This window comes from Mycobacterium sp., assembly GCF_019247635.1.
Taxonomy (GTDB): Bacteria; Actinomycetota; Actinomycetes; order Mycobacteriales; family Mycobacteriaceae; genus Mycobacterium.
Genome location: NZ_JAFBAR010000004.1, coordinates 40710 through 58858, shown reverse-complemented (window position 1 = coordinate 58858; position 18149 = coordinate 40710). Strand labels below are relative to the sequence as shown.

General features: G+C 66.5%; 14 protein-coding genes and 1 pseudogene. 6 read left to right on the top strand and 9 right to left on the bottom strand.

Going from position 1 to position 18149, the window contains the following annotated elements; genetic code table 11:
- Positions 1-56: 56 nt before the first annotated feature.
- The 3 genes from JO236_RS00430 to JO236_RS00420 all read right to left on the bottom strand — a co-directional run bounded on the left by JO236_RS00430 (position 57) and on the right by JO236_RS00420 (position 4321).
- A complete protein-coding gene (locus JO236_RS00430) occupies positions 57-569 on the bottom strand; it encodes a hypothetical protein (RefSeq protein ID WP_293323179.1) in 513 nt (170 codons plus the stop codon).
- Between the two features lie 168 nt (positions 570-737).
- Complete coding sequence (locus tag JO236_RS00425; protein ID WP_293323177.1) at positions 738-2141, bottom strand: mechanosensitive ion channel domain-containing protein; 1404 nt, start codon at positions 2139-2141, stop codon at positions 738-740.
- Complete coding sequence (locus tag JO236_RS00420) at positions 2141-4321, bottom strand: adenylate/guanylate cyclase domain-containing protein (protein WP_293323176.1); 2181 nt, start codon at positions 4319-4321, stop codon at positions 2141-2143. The genes JO236_RS00425 and JO236_RS00420 overlap by 1 nt, the downstream gene beginning before the upstream one ends.
- A 250-nt stretch (positions 4322-4571) precedes the next feature.
- On the opposite strand from JO236_RS00420, the gene JO236_RS00415 reads away from it, so the two are divergent.
- The 3 genes and pseudogenes from JO236_RS00415 to JO236_RS00405 all read left to right on the top strand — a co-directional run bounded on the left by JO236_RS00415 (position 4572) and on the right by JO236_RS00405 (position 8956).
- On the top strand, positions 4572-5432 hold the full coding sequence (locus JO236_RS00415; protein ID WP_293323175.1) for a ribokinase: 861 nt from the start codon (positions 4572-4574) through the stop codon (positions 5430-5432).
- Between the two features lie 340 nt (positions 5433-5772).
- A pseudogene (locus JO236_RS00410) lies at positions 5773-6642 on the top strand (PE family protein); the annotation flags it as partial.
- A 559-nt stretch (positions 6643-7201) separates the two neighbouring features.
- Complete coding sequence (locus tag JO236_RS00405) at positions 7202-8956, top strand: PecA family PE domain-processing aspartic protease (RefSeq protein ID WP_293323172.1); 1755 nt, start codon at positions 7202-7204, stop codon at positions 8954-8956.
- Positions 8957-8969: 13 nt separating this feature from the next.
- On the opposite strand, the gene JO236_RS00400 is transcribed toward JO236_RS00405, so the two are convergent.
- Together JO236_RS00400 and JO236_RS00395 are read right to left on the bottom strand one after the other, a co-directional pair.
- Complete coding sequence (locus JO236_RS00400; protein ID WP_293323170.1) at positions 8970-9158, bottom strand: hypothetical protein; 189 nt, start codon at positions 9156-9158, stop codon at positions 8970-8972.
- Between the two features lie 90 nt (positions 9159-9248).
- On the bottom strand, positions 9249-11291 hold the full coding sequence (locus tag JO236_RS00395; RefSeq protein ID WP_293323168.1) for an NAD(+) synthase: 2043 nt from the start codon (positions 11289-11291) through the stop codon (positions 9249-9251).
- A gap of 57 nt (positions 11292-11348) precedes the next feature.
- Between JO236_RS00395 and JO236_RS00390 the strand changes: the two genes are divergently transcribed.
- Complete coding sequence (locus tag JO236_RS00390) at positions 11349-11909, top strand: cysteine hydrolase family protein (RefSeq protein ID WP_293323166.1); 561 nt, start codon at positions 11349-11351, stop codon at positions 11907-11909.
- Positions 11906-12772, top strand: a complete 867-nt coding sequence (locus JO236_RS00385) for an NAD-dependent protein deacetylase (RefSeq protein WP_293323164.1) — start codon at positions 11906-11908, stop codon at positions 12770-12772. Before JO236_RS00390 ends, JO236_RS00385 begins: the two co-directional genes overlap by 4 nt.
- Here JO236_RS00385 and JO236_RS00380 read toward each other — a convergent pair whose 3' ends face one another.
- Together JO236_RS00380 and JO236_RS00375 are read right to left on the bottom strand one after the other, a co-directional pair.
- Complete coding sequence (locus JO236_RS00380) at positions 12773-13153, bottom strand: DUF4189 domain-containing protein (RefSeq protein WP_293323162.1); 381 nt, start codon at positions 13151-13153, stop codon at positions 12773-12775.
- Between the two features lie 297 nt (positions 13154-13450).
- A complete protein-coding gene (locus JO236_RS00375) occupies positions 13451-14710 on the bottom strand; it encodes a cytochrome P450 (protein ID WP_293323160.1) in 1260 nt (419 codons plus the stop codon).
- Positions 14711-14819: 109 nt separating this feature from the next.
- Between JO236_RS00375 and JO236_RS00370 the strand changes: the two genes are divergently transcribed.
- Positions 14820-15470: a TetR/AcrR family transcriptional regulator gene (locus tag JO236_RS00370; protein ID WP_293323158.1), complete on the top strand. Its 651-nt coding sequence runs from the start codon at positions 14820-14822 to the stop codon at positions 15468-15470.
- Here the strand turns inward: JO236_RS00370 and proB are convergent, their stop codons facing one another.
- Entirely contained in the window at positions 15471-16586 is a 1116-nt protein-coding gene (gene proB, locus JO236_RS00365) for a glutamate 5-kinase (protein ID WP_293323156.1), read from the bottom strand. It lies immediately after the preceding gene.
- On the bottom strand, positions 16583-18073 hold the full coding sequence (gene obgE, locus JO236_RS00360; RefSeq protein ID WP_293323154.1) for a GTPase ObgE: 1491 nt from the start codon (positions 18071-18073) through the stop codon (positions 16583-16585). Before obgE ends, proB begins: the two co-directional genes overlap by 4 nt.
- Positions 18074-18149 lie beyond the last annotated feature (76 nt).

Below are 18149 nucleotides of genomic sequence, written 5' to 3'. Positions count from 1 at the left end.
CAGCGCTGACGCGATTGCCGGGCCCGCCCGTCTTGCTGGTGTCGATTGCGGCGCCGCTACCCGGACTTCTTACCCCACCACTGATAGAGGCTGGCGATGTCGGGGCCCCGAACGACGCCGACCCTCAACTTGGCATTGTCCGACCAGACAACCACCGCGCTTTTACCGGAGTCGTCGCCGATGGTCCCGCACTCCACCTGGCCACCGGTTTGACCGTTACTGGCGAAAGTCCATGTGCCAGGGGACGACTGGTTTCCCGGGCACGACGGCGAAATCGTCACTTTTTCCGCCACGGTTTGGAAACCCGAGGCCACGTCATTGGCGTTGCCGAACAACCCGAATACGGCGGCGGTCGGACCACCAGGCTCGCTGCTTTGATCGCACGTCACTTTTTCCAATGCGGGCGGCTTCGGCGTCGCCTCCTGGCAATTACTGGACGAGAAACCCGCCGGCAGCATGCCCATCAGCTTGTTCGGATCCGCCCAGGCCGGGAGGGCAACAGCCGTAGCCCCGACGACCATCGCCGCGCTAACGCAGATCAACCGGACGGCGCCGGCAAAAGGAAACATTTCAACACATCTCCCATGTTTGGTGTGGCAGGACGAGGCCCGCCGCCCACTTCGCGGACCTCTGTGGCAAACGCTATCCCGACCAGGAGTTCGGCGAAGTGTTTCGGCCGAAACTTCGGCGCTTGCGCGTACCTGACATGCCCGCGGCCCGGCGCCGCCGGCACCGGTTCAGCTGACGCGCTCGCGCCGCATCATCCGCCGCGCCTCGCTCTGCCGCTCTTCGATGAGCCGGCCCAGGTCCTGCAGCAGCATCGATTTGCTCATCACGATCTGCTCTAGGTGTTCGCGCTGGATCTCCAAGGCGGTCACCTCCTCGAGCGCGTAGGCACCGGCGAGATTCGGTTGCCGGGTCAGCGCGGTGATACCGAGAAACGAGCCCTGGTCCAGGGTGGAGACCGGAATGACGACACCGTTCTCGTCGATCACGGTCAGCCGCACGCTTCCGGTGACCAGGAACATCATCATCTTGGGTACCGTCCCCGCGTACTGCACGATTTCGTCAGCGCCGTATCGCACGACCTTGGCGTACGGAGCCAGCATCTGCTGATCAGGCAGGGTCAGCCGCAACTCCGGCGCCACCACAGTGCGCAACGCCTCCTTGACCCGTTCGGGCGTCGAGAAGTCGTCGGTGGCGCCGTCCAGATGGAGCCCCTCCCGCCGAGAGGCGTACCAGAGCCAACGCACGAAAGTCGACTGGGTGGCTCCGTCGTCGGCGGGTGAGTACAGCCTGACATTGGTGCGGTACTCGCCGCCGCCCAGCGCGACCGAGGTGGGCGTTGTGCCCGCCTGGAGCAACGGCAGCGCGCCCGCCACCCGCGTCAGCGTCGCGCACACTTTGTCGGGCGAATCGGCCGTGGAAAACGTGGTCGTCATCGAGCACTTGTGCGTACCTGCGGGTCGGCTCATGTTGGTGAATGACGTGGTGGCCAGCATCGAGTTCGGCATGATCCGCAGCCCGCTGCCGGTCTGTATGTGGACCGCGCGCCAGTTGACCTCGACGACCCGCCCACGCGCCGTCTGCGTGTCCAGCCAGTCGTTGATCCGGAAGGGTTGCTCGAACAGCATGAACAAGCCCGACACGATCTGTCCTACGGAGTTCTGCAGCATCAGGCCGATGACCACCGACGTGACACCCAGCGCGGTGAACAGGCCACCCACCCGCACGCCCCAGATGTAAGACAGGATCAGCGCCAGACCCACACCGATGAGCCCGAAGCGGCCGACGTCGAGGAAGATCGCCGGTACCCGTTTGCGCCAACTGTTTTCGGGCGCGCCCTCGAAAACCGTAGCGTTGAGCCCGGACAGCAACAGCACCAGGACCAGGAAGCCGAAGGCGGTGGTGAGGATTCGCACCGGGCCCAGCCCGGCGGGGATCTGTGAGGCCTTGACAAGCAGCAGCAACAGCGCGCCAAGCGGCAGCAGGAAATTGCGCAGCAGGCTTACTTGCCTGGCCAGCCCGCTGTTCCTGCGGGTGAGTGAGTTTTGCAACTCGGTGAGAACGATCAGCGCGCAGGGAAGTCCGATGGCGATCGCGACCGTCCAGTAGAACCACGACGCGTGGAACGCGTTCATCATCGCTCCGACAACCGGTAGATCGTCTGCTCGGTCCCACCGACCGAAATCGTGCCCGACTGGGTGAACTGCCGGACGTCGCGCATCGCCTCGTATACCGGTGTGGCCACGTAGATGCCGGGTTGCGCCGCCCCCCTGTGCATTTGGTAGGCCATACTCACCGCGCCGCCCCACATGTCATAGACCAGACTGGACTGCCCGACCAACCCGCTGATGACGTTGCCGGTGTTGATGCCGACCCGCAGACCCAGATCACGACCGGTTTGACCATTGAAACGCTCGATGATCCGCTGCATCTCAACGGCAAACTCGACGCTGCGGTGGATGCTGTCCAGACGCGGGGTGATCACCCCGCAGCTGGCGAGGTAGCCGTTGTGGAACGTGCGGATCCGTTCGACGCCCAGGGCTTCGGCGGCCGCATCGAACTGACGGAACAGTTCGTCGACGATCCCGACCAATTCGGCGCCCGATAGATCGTTGGAAATCTCGTCGAGCCCAACGATATCGGCGAAGACAATGGCGACGTCCTGGTGCTTCTGCGCGATGGTCGACTCGCCCTCGCGGTACCGCTGGACAACAGATTCCGGCATGAGCGCCAGCAGCATCCGATTGTTTTCGCTGCGCTGCTCGTTGAGCAACTCTTCCTTGATCGCCAGATTGCGGCTCATCTCATTGAAAGCCGCAGTAAGGTCACCGATTTCGTCTCGCGCTGTCACCGGGATGTTGATGTCGTAGTCGCCCGAACTGATCTTTCGCGTGCCTTCCTCGAGGCGCCGGACCGGTCGCACCGCCGCCTGGGCGATCAGCATCGAGGCCACACATATGACGAAAACCATAGCCGTGACGGCGATTGAGAGCGTTTTGCTGAACTTGCCCAGGCGCGCAAAAGCATCGGAGTCGTCTCGCGTCGCCAGGATCGACCAGTGCAAGTCGGAGTGCTCGATATTCAACGGGGCGTAGGCTTCCAATTCCCTGTTGCCCATGTAATCGATGCCGGTGACCACCCCGGTCTCGCCACGTTGGGCGGCACGAAGACCGGAACTCGGAACCGGCTGCACCAACGTCGTGCCGCCCAACCGGATCGCCCGGTCGACGACGTCGGGCGGCGTGCCGGCGGTTATCGCCGTGCGCCGGTATTCCTGCGGGTCTTCCAGGAAGTCCCTTGAATCCGAACGCATCAGGTCGTCGGGGCCCGCGAGATAGGTCTCAGTCGACGGGCCCATCCCGGCGTCCTCCCAGTGCCTGTTCGCGGTCATGATCTTGTTGATCTTCGCGATCGGCACCGGGAGCGCCATGACACCGGTAATCTTGCCGTTCATCCCGACTGGCGACACCACCCACGCGGTGGGGGCTTCGAGTAGCGGCTGGTACGGCTGGAAATCGGTGACCCAGACGAAGTCGACATCGTTGGAGCGCAACGCTTTTTGGTACGCGTCTCGCAGCTTTGACTCGCGATACGGGCCGGTGAGGACATTTGTCCCGAGGTCAGGGCCCTTATCCACGGAGTAGACGACATTGCCCTGCAAGTCCAGCAGGAGCGCGTCCCGGTAGTCAAAGCGGGTGACGATGCCACGCATATAAAAGTTGAACCGCGCGTTGGCGGCCGTCCAGGCGCTGCCGTCACCGGCGTCCAGCACGGGCACGGAGTCGGGTGTGGAGGCGGCGGTGTAGTACGCCTGAAGATACCTCTGCGCGTTGGAAGTTGGCAGCACCGCGTCGAGGTCGATATCCTCACCTGTTGCCCGTTTGACGGGCTTAAGCATCTGGTTTTGGTAATAATTGACAACCGACTGCTGCTGGGCCGGAGTGATCGTGGCATTGTTTAATTCGTTGAAGCCCGTGGTGAACGCCTCGGTCGCCTGGACGATACTGAATCCGCCGCTGTAGACGATCAGCGCGCTGCTTACCTCCTTGAACAGCGCCTCGACCTGCCGCTTCTGCGATTCGCGCAACTCGACCAGTCGCTCGGACTCGACTTCCCGCAACGCGCTGCGGCCGGATACCGCGCCGATCAGCGCGATGACCCCGACGCCCAGGATGCTTGACAACAGCATCGCCACCAGGATCTTGGACTGGATCCCGAATCGGAATCGCGTCCACAGCAAAGGACGCCGCACACGCCTTCTGGCCGGGGCGGTTTCGTTTCCCGGCACCGACTCTATTGGCTCACCCGATGTCAATCGGCTTCCTTCTGCTACCGGCTTGCTCCGTGCTGTTGCCTGTTGCCGTGTGCTCCCGGTCACGCTGCAGACTAGCCCGCAGCCGCGAACATATCGGCGTTTAGCCGAAACTGAGGCCGGCCCGTATCCAGGGTTTCATCGAATAGTGATGCTGCGCACCGACATAACCGCAGACATCCCCCGAAGCGTCAGGGCCGGTCGGCCCGTCCCCAGATTTCTCACCCGGACCGAAGCGACTAACGTCGACGGAATGGCAACGCGAGTCTGCGTGGTCGGCAGCGTAAACCTCGATCTGACACTGGACGTGGCTCGCCTGCCGCGCCCCGGCGAAACGGTACTGGCATCCTCGTTGACCAGGGCGCCCGGCGGCAAGGGCGGCAATCAAGCGGTCGCCGCGGCGCGCGCCGGTGCGCGGGTTCGCTTCGTCGGCGCCGTCGGCGACGATCCCGCCGCCGCACAGCTGCGGGCACACCTGCGGGCCAATGGGGTTGGGCTGGACGGCATGATCGAACGGCCCGGGCCGAGCGGGACGGCGATCATCGTGGTCGACGCCGCCGCCGAGAACACCATCGTGGTTGCGCCGGGTGCGAATGCGTGCCTGACGCTGTCCCCGTCGGTGGTCACCGATTGCGATGTGTTGTTGACCCAGTTGGAGATTCCGGTTGCGGCAGCGGTAGCCGCGGCACGGCAAGCCCGGTCGGCCGGAGCGGTCGTCATCGTCAATGCCTCACCGGCGGGCCGGGACGGAGACGCCCTGGCCGAACTGGCCGCGGCTACCGACGTGGTGATCGCGAACGAACAGGAGGCGGCCGAATGGCATTGGCGGCCAACCCACCTCGTGGTCACCCAGGGCGCCGACGGCGCCCGGTACGTCGGCACGGACGGGGAGTTCCAGGTGCCCGCGCCGGCGGTGACGGCGGTGGACACCACCGGTGCCGGCGATGTGTTCGCCGGAGTCCTGGCCGCGAATTGGCCGCCCAACCCGGGATCACCGGAGCACCGACTGCGCGCGTTGCGGCGGGCCTGCGCCGCGGGTGCGCTCGCCACATTGGTGCCCGGCGCCGGGGACTGCGCGCCGACCTCAGACGTGATCGCCGCTGTGGCCGACTGAGTTCATGGCGCGACTGACGGCACAGGGTTATCTGCCGGCCGAACTGGGTGACCTGTTGGGCTCGAGCGCGGTCGCGATGCGCGGGGCCGGAGCGGAGCGTGAGAACCGTATTGGGCAAGTTATTTCGCCGCGTTCGCGCCGGCGAACAGCGCAGTCCGATAGCCGCCTTACCGCGCCGGAATCCATGCGCCCGCGAGCGTAACGGTGCGGCGAATTCGCCGCCGGAAAATCGCCGTGGCGTTACGCTCGCGGTGATCGCGCCGCGCTACTCCGCGGGAACTAGGCTGACGAAGACAAGATCCCCTACAAGGGCTGCGACCTCGGTGGAGGGTGCTACTACATGTCGTTCGTGATCGCCGTACCGCAGATGGTGGCGTCGGCGGCTTCGGACTTGGCCGGTATAGGGGCAGTGATCGGCGAGGCCAACGCGGCGGCGGCGGTCCCGACAACCGGGGTGATGGTAGCTGCCGGTGATGAGGTGTCGGCGGCGATTGCGTCGGTGTTTTCGAGCCACGCCAAGGACTTTCAGGCACTCAGTGCGCAGGCGGCGATGTTTCATGCCCAGTTTGTGCAGGCGTTGAACGGCACGGGGGCCGCGTATACCGACACCGACGCGGCTAGTGCCTCGCCGTTGCGGGCCTTTCCGCACCCCCTCCTGCAGCCGTTGCGCACCCTGACGCAAGACGTGTTGGGGGTGATCAATGCGCCAACCGAGGCGCTGGCGGGACGCCCACTGCTCGGTAACGGCGCCAACGGGACGCCGGGAACCGGGCAAAACGGCGCACCCGGCGGGATATTAATCGGCAACGGCGGCGCCGGAGGGTCCGGCGCACCCGGCCAAAACGGCGGTGACGGCGGGGACGCCGGACTGTTCTTCGGTGCCGGCGGCGCCGGCGGGGTTGGTGGGGCGGACATTGGAGCCGGGGCCGGTAACGGCGGCGCCGGCGGCGCCGCCGCGCTCCTTTTCGGTCACGGCGGCAACGGCGGGGCCGGCGGCGTCAGTACCAGCGGCACCGGCGGCACGGGCGGCGTGGGCGGCACGGCCGCTGGCTTGCTCTACGGCGTCGGCGGTATCGGCGGCGCCGGCGGAGCCGGCGACTTCGGGGGTTTCGGCGGAGCTGGCGGCACCGGCGCCATCCTCGATCTGGTCGGCATCGGCGCTAGCGGCGGCGTTGGCGGCATCGGTGGCATCGCCGGCGGCACCGGCGGTGAGGGTGGCTCGACCGTCAACCTACTCGGACTTCTGCTGAATCCCACGCTCAACGACGGTTACCTCGTTGGCATCGGCGGCGACGGCGGGACAGGCGGGGCCAGCGCCGGTGGCTTCGGCGGCTACGGCGGCTTCGGCGGCGAGGGTGGCATCCTCTTCGGCGTCGGCGGGAACGGCGGGGCGGGTGTGTTCGGTGCGGCACAGGGCGGGTACGGCGGCCACGGCGGGATCGGCGGCTACCTCTTCGGCGCCGGCGGCAACGGCGGGCCCGGCGGGGCCAGCATCGGCGGGGGCGGGGTCGGGGGGCCCGGCGGCTTCGGCGCTGCCCTCTACGGCATAGGCGGCGACGGCGGCAACGGCGGCAACGGCGCCATCCCGGGCGCGGGTGGACTCGGCGGCCTCGGGGGGATCCTGTTCGGCGGCATGAGCGGGACGAGCGGCGCGCCCGGGTTGACAGTGTGAACTTGTCCGCGCGCTTAACGGCGTGAGAGCGATACGATTCGCGCCTACTGACTGATTCGGTGGCGATCGGTCGGTTGCCGTATCGGTTGGAGGGCTGATGTCGTATGTGATTGCGGCGCCGGAAATGGTGACGGACGCGGCGACAAATCTGGCGAATATTGGTTCGGCACTGGACGCGGCCAACGCAGCGGCGGCGGCACCGACGTCCGGGGTGCTGGCCGCGGGCGCCGATGAGGTGTCCGACGCCGTCGCGACGCTGTTGGGCGCGTATGCGCAGTCCTATCAGGCGCTCAGCGCTAAGGCGGCGGCATTTCACCTGCAGTTCGTCCAGCTCATCAATGCGGGCTCGGCCTCGTACGCCGGGGCTGAGGCCGCCAGCGCCAGACCGCTGGGGATCGTGGAGCGGTTACTGCTCGACGTGGTCAATGCACCCACCACCGCGCTGCTGGGGCGCCCGCTGATCGGCAACGGCACCAATGGTGGCACCGACGCGCAAGGGGTCGGGACTCCCGGCGGGCCGGGTGGGATCTTGTACGGCAACGGCGGGATGGGTGGGAACGGCGTCGTCGCAGGAGCGCCCGGCGGTGCCGGCGGGGACGCCGGCCTACTGGGCAGCGGCGGGACGGGCGGGGCCGGTGGGTACGGCGCGTCCGGCGGTGCCGGTGGCCGTGGTGGGTGGCTGTGGGGCGACGGCGGCGTCGGCGGGATCGGCGGGTCTCTCGCTAGTGGTGGTCCCGGCGGTTACGCCGGCCTGCTGGGCAACGGCGGGATGGGCGGGACCGGTGGGGCACTTGCGGCCGGCGGTCTCGGCGGCCGCGGCGGGTCGCTGGCCGGCAATGGCGGCACGGGCGGCACCGGCGGGGTCGCGGGTGGTGCAGGGGGCCTCGGGGGCGCCGGCGGCATGTTGGGCGCGCACGGGGTCACCGGCGTCAGTGGTGGTGCACCCACCGCGCCGCTGTATGAGATCGGCGACCGCGAGATAGCAATCATCTCCGTAGGCGGTGGCCCCAGTGGGCTGGTGTGGGTTGACACCGGGTCCACAGGTCTTTTGGTCCCACCCCAAGATGTCAATCCACAGTGGCTCGGTGCGCCCACCGCGACGGGTCAGGTGGTCGAGTACGGCAACAGCGTGCTTTTCGTGACCGAGACCTACAACACGTATACAACAACGGTGAATTTCGGGAATGGAATCAGCACCGCGCCGACCACCGTTGGTGTCATCACCTCGTATTCGGTGACGAATAATGGTGTTACAACTAATTATTCGCCCATGGAAGGACTTCCCGTCATGGGTATTGGGGCGAATCCTGGCTTCCCGTATGGGGAGGGCCCCGGCCCGCTCTCCACCAGCCCTTTGCAAGCGCTGCCGGGCAACCTCGGTCAAGGTGTGCTCATTAACAACCCGGGGGGCGTGCTGGAGTTCGCTGCCACCAACCCGTTACCGTCCTACGCTTCGGTTTCCGGAGCGCCGTGTCCGACCACCCCGTTGGGGGTGACGATCACTGGCCCTAACGGGACTGTCATATCTTCGGGAACTAGTACGGGCGCGTACATCGATTCCGGTGGTGCATACGGCGGCGTCCCGCAAACCTATATCCCGGGCAGTCAGGTCGGCGGCAATTTTCCGGTGGGAGATACCATTAACGTCTACACCAACGGCACCGATCAGACACTGCTGTACTCGGAGACGGTGACCGCTGCGAACGACCCAATAATTGTGTCAAACGCGGATAGTTTCAATACCGGCGTTTTTCCCTTCACGGGGTTCGGTGACCCCACCGGTAGCACCGGTATACCGATCTACCTCTCCTACAGCCCCAGCGGTACCGGGATGATGTACTTCGATACCTGAGAGCGTTGAGCGGTCAGCGCAGCGCCTCGATTCGCGTGGCCAGCAGCGCCGTCCATTCGCCGAGGTAACGATCGTCGCGAACGCGTGCCTGGGCAAGCTGCATCACGCCCGGGTCCGCGACCGCGGCCTGCCGGGGGCATTCGATCACCATGACCACCCCTGACGTGGCCGCCGCCTGGCTTCGGATGCCGACCGCGCGCACGTCCGCGAGCGTAACGCGGTAGCGAATCCAAGCGGATTTTTCCGCAGTGGCGCTACGCTCGCGGCCAGCGACCGCCGCGCGGACTGCGAACTAGCTTTCGGGAACCTCGCGCTCGATCTCGTCGAGCCAGATACGCGCCGACATGTCCGACGGGGCACGCCAATCCCCACGCGGCGACAGCGCACCGCCATGCGAAACCTTGGGGCCGTTGGGTAACGCCGAACGCTTGAACTGACTAAACGAGTAGAACCGCTGCACGAAGATCTGCAGCCAGTGTCGAATCTCCTTCAGCGAGTACGACGGTCGTTTGTCCTCGGGGAAACCGGGCGGCCAGTTGCCGTTCTCGGGATCGCTCCACGCATGCCATGCCAAAAACGCGATCTTGGAGGGGCGAAACCCGAAGCGCAGCACATGAAACAGTGAAAAGTCTTGCAGGGCAAAGGGCCCGACCTTCGACTCACTACTCTGCAGCTCCTCTTCCTCACCACTCGGAATGAGCTCAGGGGTGATCTCGGTGTCGAGCACCGACTGCAGCACCTCGCACACCCGCGAGTCGAATTGCTCCGACGAGATGACCCAGCGGATAAGGTGCTGAATCAACGTCTTGGGCACGCCGCCGTTGACGTTGTAGTGCGACATCTGGTCGCCGACACCGTATGTCGACCAGCCCAGCCCCAACTCGGAAAGGTCGCCGGTGCCCAGCACAAGGCCGCCGCGCTGGTTTGCCAACCGGAACAGATAGTCGGTGCGCAGGCCGGCCTGAACGTTTTCGAAGGTGACGTCGTAAAGCTTCTCGCCCCGGGCGAACGGATGGTCCATCTCCTGCAGCATCAGCTTCGCGCTGCCGGTGATGTCGATCTCTTCGAAGGTCACGCCCAGCGCGTCCGCCAGCTTGACGGCGTTGTTCTTGGTGCGCTCACCGGTGGCGAAGCCAGGCAGCGTGAACGCCAGAATGTCACTGCGCGGCCGGCCTTCCCGATCCATCGCACGCGCCGCGACGATCAGCGCATGGGTGGAGTCCAGACCGCCCGACACACCGATGACGACCTTCGGGTAGTCCAGGGCACGCAACCGTTGCTCGAGCCCGGAGACCTGGATGTTGTATGCCTCGTAGCAATCCTGTTGCAGCCGTTGCGGATCGGCCGGAACGAAGGGGAACCGCTCGACCGCGCGGAGCAGTCCGATGTCCCCGGTCGGCGGGTCGAGCCGGAACTCGATGCGCCGGAACGAGTCCGCCGACGTCTGGTGGTGCCGTCGGTTGTCGTCGAAGGTGCCCATCCGCAGCCGCTCGGAGCGCAGCAATTCGATGTCGACGTCAGCGACGCTGCGCCGCTCTCCTTTGGGGAAGCGCTCGGACTGCGCCAGCAGGACCCCGTTCTCCCAGATCATCGTCTGGCCGTCCCAGGCTAAATCGGTCGTCGACTCGCCCTCGCCCGCGACGGCGTAGACGTAGGCCGCCAGACACCGTGCGGATCCGGAGCGGGCCAGCAGGGCGCGGTCCTCCGCGCGCCCGATCGTGATCGGGCTGCCGGATAGGTTGGCCAGCACCGTCGCGCCCGCCAAAGCCGCCTCGGCGCTCGGCGGCACAGGGACGAACATGTCCTCGCAGATCTCGACGTGCAGCACCAGGCCGGGCAGATCCGACGCCGCGAACAGCAGGTCCGCGCCGAACGGGGCCTCGATGTCGCCAATGCGGATGGTGCCGCGCTCGTTGTCCCCCGCCGCGAGTTGGCGACGCTCGTAGAACTCCCGGTAGGTCGGCAGGTACGACTTGGGCGCCACACCGAGCACCACGCCGCGATGAACGACGATCGCGGTGTTGTAGATGCAATGCCGGTGCCGCAGCGGCGCACCGATTACCAGCACGGGCAGCAGATCGGCGGAGGCCGCCACGACGTCAAACAGCGCTTCCTCGACGGCATCCAGCAGGGCATCCTGCAGCAGAATGTCCTCGATCGAATACCCCGACAGCGTCAGCTCGGGGAAGACCGCCAGCGCCACCCCGTCGTCGTGGCACTCGCCCGCCAGCCGCAACACAGAGGCGGCATTGGCCGCCGGGTCGCCGATCGCGGTGTGATGCGTGCACGCGGCGACGCGGGCAAAGCCGTGCCTGTAGGCGCTATAGAAACTCATCGCCCCCCATTCTCGCCTGGCCGGTGTCAACGCCGGATCGCCGGGTATTAACTGAGCATGACCGACACCACCCTGTTGGTAGTCGACATGCTGAACAGCTACCAGCATCCCGACGCCGAAGCATTGATACCCAACGTCGAGCAAATCATCGACCCGCTGACCGATTTGGTCCGCCGCGCACACCAATCCGAGGACGTCGACGTGGTGTATGTCAACGACAACTACGGCGACTTCGCGGCCGAATTCTCCGACATCGTGCGCTCGGCGTGCGAGGGCGCACGACCCGACCTGGTGGAGCCGATCGCGCCCCCTGAGGGCAGTCGCATGATGACCAAGGTCCGGCATAGCGCGTTCTACTCGACACCGGCGGCCTATCTGCTCAATCGACTCGGCACCAAGCGACTGATCCTGGTCGGTCAGGTGACCGAGCAATGCATCCTCTACAGCGCGCTCGACGCCTATGTGCGCCACTTCCAGGTCGTGATTCCCAGGGATGCCGTCGCCCACATCGACGCCGAGCTGGGTGCTGCGGCGCTGAAAATGATGGAGCAGAACATGTCCGCCGAACTCACCGTCGCGGCGGACTGTCTGAAAGCGCCCGTAACCTCGAAGGCGTGACCGCCGTCCGTCCCGAAGCACCCGAACTGGTCGCGGAGCTGACCGGCCGCCGAGTCGCGGTGCTGACGGGTGCGGGGATCTCCACCGATTCGGGCATCCCCGACTACCGGGGTCCCGATTCGCCGCCGAGCAACCCCATGACAATCCGCCAGTTCACCTCCGATCCAGCGTTCCGGCAACGGTATTGGGCACGCAACCACGTCGGCTGGCGGCACATGGATGACACCCAGCCCAACGCCGGGCACCACGCATTGGCCTCGCTGGAGCGCGCCGGCGTGGTGCTGGGCGTGATCACCCAGAACGTCGACCTGTTGCACACCAAGGCCGGCAGCGCCAACGTCATCAATCTGCACGGCACGTACGCGCAAGTGGTGTGCCTGAACTGCGGCCACACCCTGAGCCGTGCCGCGCTGGCCGGACATCTCGAGGCGCTCAACCCGGGATTCATCGAGCACGTCGAGGCCGTGGGCGGGCCGGCGGTGGCCCCCGACGCTGATGCTGTCGTCGCCGACACCGCGTCGTTTCGCTATCTCGACTGCCCGCGGTGCGGTGGCATGCTCAAGCCCGATATCGTCTACTTCGGCGAGAGTGTGCCGAAAGAGGTTGTTAGCCAGGCTTATTCGCTGGTCGACCAATCCGAGGCACTATTGGTGGCCGGCTCGTCGCTGGCGGTGTTCTCCGGCTACCGGTTCGTGCGTCGCGCGGCCGCGCTCGGCATCCCGGTTGCCATCGTCAACCGGGGCCAAACGCGAGGTGACGACCTTGCCGCCGTCAAAGTTGACGGCGGCTGTTCGGAGCTGCTGGCTCTGCTCGCCGACGAGCTGGTGCCGCTGGGCGTCGCGAAGCGAAGGTCGTTGTCCTAGTTAGCTGTTGCACTTGTGGGATTCGATCGTCCAACCCGAGCGCGCGTGACTCATGGCGTCGGCGTCGGCGGCGGCAAGGGTCGATCCGTGGCCGCCGGCGTAGACCGCGTTGTTCGACGGATTCGGGTCGGTGGCAATGCTGACACAGTTCGTGCTGCTGGCCGCCATCACGCAGTCGGTCACGCCGGCATGCGAGTTGCAGTGACTCACCGCATCGCTTTCGGCGTCGGCCTGGCTGGGCCGCCCCGACACGATGGTCGTCGTGCCTTTGCTCGGGGAATAGGCCAGCGCGATCCAGGAGTCGTCGGCGTGAGCGACCGGGATCGCCAACACACCGGCAACCGGGAGCGCCGCCAGCATCATCATCATCGTCTTTTTCATCGGAGGTTTCCTTTCGGTTTGTTGATCGTGGCCAGTCGCGGCCCTCACCGAGGACAGCGACAAACCACACGCCGCGAAAGGTGCAATCACCTTGAAGCACAGCTTCATTCACCCGCAGGCTGTCACCATTGGTGCAGCCGTGCGGGAAAATGGTTACCTGTCGCGGTCGTGCGGCATCAGCCTCCAATGTGCGACTTGACGGATTCTCAATAAATCCTTGGAAGCGGCGCTCGGCAATAGGCGCGGCGACAACCCCGGGCCGTCAGCGTAGTTGGAAAATGCTTCCCCGCGCCGGTGTCAGAATGTGCAGGGCATGCTGCGGATCGCGTGCACGAAGTTGCCCGCCACATAGGACGGTTCGCCGGCCCGGATATCCGGAAGCTGCCGCAGCAGCTCGCCGAAGATGGCGCGCAGTTGCGCACGGGCGACGGCCGCCCCCAGGCAGAAGTGTGCTCCCCCACCGCCAAACCCGAGATGCGGGTTGGGACTGCGGCTCAGGTCGAATCGGTCGGGACGGTCGAATGCCTCCGGGTCGCTGTTGCCCGACGAGTAGAACATGACCACCTTCTCGCCGGCGCGGATCCGCTGGCCGCCGAGCTCGAAATCGGTTGCGGCCGTGCGGCGGAAGGTCATCACCGGAGTGGACCAGCGAATAAACTCCTCGACCGCGGTGCCGATCCGGTTGTCGAAATCTTCCAGCAGCCAGGCCCGCTGTTCGGGGAAGTCGGTGAGCGCCTTCAGCGCGTGGCTGACGGTCTGCCGGGTGGTGTCGTTTCCGGCCACCGAGAGCAACACGAAGAACGCGGCCACGTCCGCATCGGTGAGCCGGTCGCCGTCGACCTCGGCGTTCACCAGGCCGCTGAACAGGTCGTCACCGGGGTTCTCGCGCCGCTCGGCGGCCAATGCGTTCGCCACCTGATGCAGATACAACTGGTTCTCCACCAGCACCTCCAGCGGATTGCGCCCCGCCATGGACTCCAGGTCCGCCCAGGACACCGTGGAGTCGGCGGCGTGCGCCACGCGTTCGCGTTCGGATTCCGGAATGCCCACCATGTCCGAGAGCGTGCGAATCGGCAGCTGCTTGGCGCAATGTTCGACGAAATCCGCGCCGCTGCCTGCCGCTATGAGTTCGTCGACGATGGTTTTGGCGTTCGCGTTGATGCTGTCTTCGATGCGACGGACTTGGCGTGGGGTGAACGCGGCGCTGACCAGCTTGCGCAACAAGGTGTGCCGCGGCGGATCCATCGCCAGGAAGGACTGCGACGCCTCGAGCAATTCCTCGGGGATGTTCTCGAACATCACCCCTTGGCCGGACAGGAACACTTCGTTGTTGCGGCTGACCGCGGCGATGTCGGCGCGCCGGGTCACCGCCCAATAGCCGGGGTCGTCGGGATCGGGCATCAGGGCGTCTTCCACCGGCGGATGCCAGCTCACCGGGCGCTCGGCGCGCAACACGGCGAACGACCGCTCCCGTTCCACCGCCGTCGTCGACCAGAATGCGCGCGACGACAGGTCGATCGCGTCGTAGGTGCGGCTGGCGGGAGAGGCGGTTGTCATCTGGCGGTCCTCCGTCGCAAGGGGAAAGCTATGACCACGGTCACAAACTTGACCATATGTCTAGACATATTGTCTAGTCAAGCCATCCAACGACGGCTATGCTCGGCGAATGCCATCGGTGACCCGCAAGCCGCAGGGCGGCCGGGAAGTAGGGCGCGAACACCGGCGCGGCCAGATAGAACGCCGATTGCTCGAGGCCACCGAGCGGCTGATGCGCGATGGCGCCAGCTTCACCGAGCTCAGCGTGGATCGGTTGTCGACCGAAGCCGGTATCTCGCGGGCCAGCTTCTACATCTACTTCGAGGACAAGGGCCACCTCCTACGCCGCCTCGCCAACCAGGTGTTCGAGGACCTCACCACGGGTGCCGAACGGTGGTGGGGGGTGGCCTGGCGACACAACCCCGACGACGTGCGCGCCGCGATGGCGGCCATCATCGCCAGCTACCGGCGCCACCAACCCGTCCTTGTCGCCCTCAACGAGATGGCCGCCTACGATCCGCCGACCGCGCAGACCTATCGCGAGCTGCTGTCCGCAATCTCCGGGCGACTGAGCCAGATCATCACCGACGGTCAGGCCGTCGGCTCGGTCCGCGAGGAGCTGCCCCCCGGCACCACCGCCAGTGCGCTGACCTGGATGGTCGAGCGGGCCTGTCAGCAGGAGCTGCCGCCTAATCCGCCGGAGTACGATGCCGAGCTGGCCAGCACGCTAGCCGAGATAGTCTGGGGCGCTTTGTATCTCGAACGAGCGTCGCCGTTGTAGTTAGGCTGACCAGACCGCGACCAGGTCGTCGGCGTGCACCGCGGGACGACGCAGTTCGCCGGGCAGCTCAGAGGTCGACCGACCCATCATGGTGCCGAGTTCGGCTGCGTCATAGGCCACCACACCCCGAGCGACCAACGTCGCGTCCGGCCCGCGCAACTCCACGACGTCGCCGGCGTAGAACCGTCCCGACACCGCAGTGATGCCCGCGGACAGCAGCGAGCGGCGTTGGGAGACCACGGCCCGCACCGCGCCCGCGTCCAGCGTCAACGAGCCGGTGGACTCGGCGGCATACCGCACCCAGAACCGGCGTGCCGACATTCTGGCGGAGCTCGCCGCGAACACCGTGCCCACCGAGGCGTCGGTGAGAGCGGTCGCCGCGTCGGTCGCGGCCGCCAACAGCACCGGAACCCCGGCGTCGGCGGCCAGCAGCGCCGACGACATCTTCGACGCCATTCCCCCGGTTCCGAGGTGGCTGCCCGGGCCCGCGACCACACCATCCAGGTTCGCCGGCCCGGACACCTCGGGTATGAAACGGGCACCGGCGAACTTTCGCGGATCCGCGTCGTAGAGCCCGTCGATGTCGGAGAGCAGCACCAACGCCTCCGCGCCGACCAGGTGCGCCACCAGCGCCGAAAGCCTGTCGTTGTCACCGAACCGGATCTCGTCGGTGGCCACGGTGTCGTTTTCGTTGACGATGGCCACCGCGTGCAGCGCCCGCAGCCGGTCCAGGGTGCGCTGGGCGTTCGTGTGCTGGGCCCGCATGGAAATGTCGTGGGCGGTCAACAACACCTGCCCCACCGTGCGGCCATACCGGGCGAACGCCGCGCTCCACGAATTCACCAGTGCGACCTGACCGACGCTCGCTGCCGCCTGCTTGGTCGCCAAATCCTTTGGGCGGCGCGATAATCCGAGCGGCTCGATCCCGGCGGCGATGGCACCCGACGACACGATGACGACGTCGGTGCCCGCCTTCATCCGCGCCTCGATCGCGTCTGCGAGTCCGGCCAGCCGTCCCGCGTCGAACACTCCCTCCGGCGTGGTCACCGCGTTGCTCCCGACCTTGACGACGAGGCTGCGCGCGCTCCGAACCGCTTCCCGGTGCGGGCTGGTCATGACCCGGCACCGGCCGACGGGCCAGGGCTCTCGTCCCGCAAGCGCTCGCCGCCGCGAGCCGGCTCGCGGCGCTGACGTCGCGCGGCCTTGCGCTCGGCGGCGCCGGTGCGGTCATTACGTTCCAGCCGCGCATCTGTCCCCCGACCCGACAGCGCGACCTGCTCGCCCGCTGGCGTCTGCGGCTCCCAGTCGAAGGTCATCTCGCCGATGGTGACCGCGCACCCGGGCTCGGCACCGAGCCGCAGCAGTTCATCCTCCACCCCGAGGCGCGCGAGGCGGTCGGCCAGATATCCGACGGCCTCGTCGTTGTTGAAGTCCGTCTGGCCGACCCAGCGCGTCGGCCGCGTGCCGGTGACCACGAAGCCGCCGTGACCGTCCGGGACCACGGTGAAGCCACTGTCGTCGACGGGCACCGGACGGATCACCGGCCGGCGCGCCACCGGTGCGGGGCGGCCCGCGTTGTACTCCGAAATCATCTGCCACAGCCCAAAAACCAACGGCTGCAGCCCCTCCCGGGTGACTGTCGACACCATGAACACCGGCCAGCCGCGCTGTGCGACCTCGTCGCGGACGAACTCGGCAAGCTCGCGTGCCTCCGGCACGTCAATCTTGTTGAGCACCACCGCACGCGGCCGCTCGGCGAGGTCCTCCAGCGTCGCATCCCCTGCCAGCGTGGGTGTGTACGCGGCGAGTTCGGCTTCCAGCGCATCGATGTCGGAGATCGGGTCGCGGCCCGGTTCGGCAGTGGCGCAGTCGACGACATGCACCAGCACCGCGCATCGCTCGATGTGCCGCAGGAAGTCCAGGCCCAGGCCGCGGCCCTCGGACGCGCCCGGGATCAAGCCGGGCACATCGGCGACAGTGAACGTGTGCTCGGCCGCCGAGACCACGCCCAGATTGGGAACCAGTGTGGTGAAAGGGTATTCGGCGATTTTGGGTTTGGCCGCCGAAATCACCGACACCAGCGAGGACTTACCCGCCGACGGGAATCCGACCAGGCCGACGTCGGCGACGGTCTTGAGCTCCAGCGTGAGGTCGCGGGCTTGTCCAGGCTCGCCAAGCAGCGCGAAGCCGGGGGCCTTGCGGGCCCGCGACGCGAGCGCGGCGTTGCCCAGGCCGCCGCGGCCACCGGCGGCGGCTTCAAAACGGGTGCCGAATCCCACCAGATCGGCTAGCAGACGGCCGTTTTCATCGAGTACGACGGTGCCGTCAGGCACCTTGACTTCCAGGTCCGCGCCGGCGGCACCGTCGCGGTTGTTGCCCATCCCCTGTTTGCCCGAAGGCGCGGTGATATGCGGACGGAAATGGAAGTCCAGCAAGGTATGCACCGCGGGATCGACCACGAAGACAATGCTGCCGCCCCGCCCGCCGTTGCCGCCGTCCGGACCGCCCAGCGGTTTGAATTTCTCGCGGTGGACCGAGGCGCAGCCGTTACCGCCGGAACCGGCCCGCGTGTGGATGACGACCCGATCGACAAACCGAGGCATCTCTGTTCTCGGGCTTCCCCTCATTCGCCGAGCGTGAAGCTACGGCGACATTTTCACCGAATATTCGCCATGGTTT

Excerpts from the sequence above, each read along its gene's own strand:
- JO236_RS00425 (WP_293323177.1), bottom strand. The coding sequence starts at position 2,141 with ATGAACGCGTTCCACGCGTCGTGGTTCTACTGGACGGTCGCGATCGCC.
- JO236_RS00375 (WP_293323160.1), bottom strand. The coding sequence starts at position 14,710 with ATGACAACCGCCTCTCCCGCCAGCCGCACCTACGACGCGATCGACCTG.
- JO236_RS00395 (WP_293323168.1), bottom strand. The coding sequence starts at position 11,291 with ATGAGTTTCTATAGCGCCTACAGGCACGGCTTTGCCCGCGTCGCCGCG.
- JO236_RS00430 (WP_293323179.1), bottom strand. The coding sequence starts at position 569 with ATGTTTCCTTTTGCCGGCGCCGTCCGGTTGATCTGCGTTAGCGCGGCG.
- proB (WP_293323156.1), bottom strand. The coding sequence starts at position 16,586 with ATGACCAGCCCGCACCGGGAAGCGGTTCGGAGCGCGCGCAGCCTCGTC.
- JO236_RS00370 (WP_293323158.1), top strand. The coding sequence starts at position 14,820 with ATGCCATCGGTGACCCGCAAGCCGCAGGGCGGCCGGGAAGTAGGGCGC.
- obgE (WP_293323154.1), bottom strand. The coding sequence starts at position 18,073 with ATGCCTCGGTTTGTCGATCGGGTCGTCATCCACACGCGGGCCGGTTCC.
- JO236_RS00380 (WP_293323162.1), bottom strand. The coding sequence starts at position 13,153 with ATGAAAAAGACGATGATGATGATGCTGGCGGCGCTCCCGGTTGCCGGT.
- JO236_RS00390 (WP_293323166.1), top strand. The coding sequence starts at position 11,349 with ATGACCGACACCACCCTGTTGGTAGTCGACATGCTGAACAGCTACCAG.
- JO236_RS00415 (WP_293323175.1), top strand. The coding sequence starts at position 4,572 with ATGGCAACGCGAGTCTGCGTGGTCGGCAGCGTAAACCTCGATCTGACA.
- JO236_RS00405 (WP_293323172.1), top strand. The coding sequence starts at position 7,202 with ATGTCGTATGTGATTGCGGCGCCGGAAATGGTGACGGACGCGGCGACA.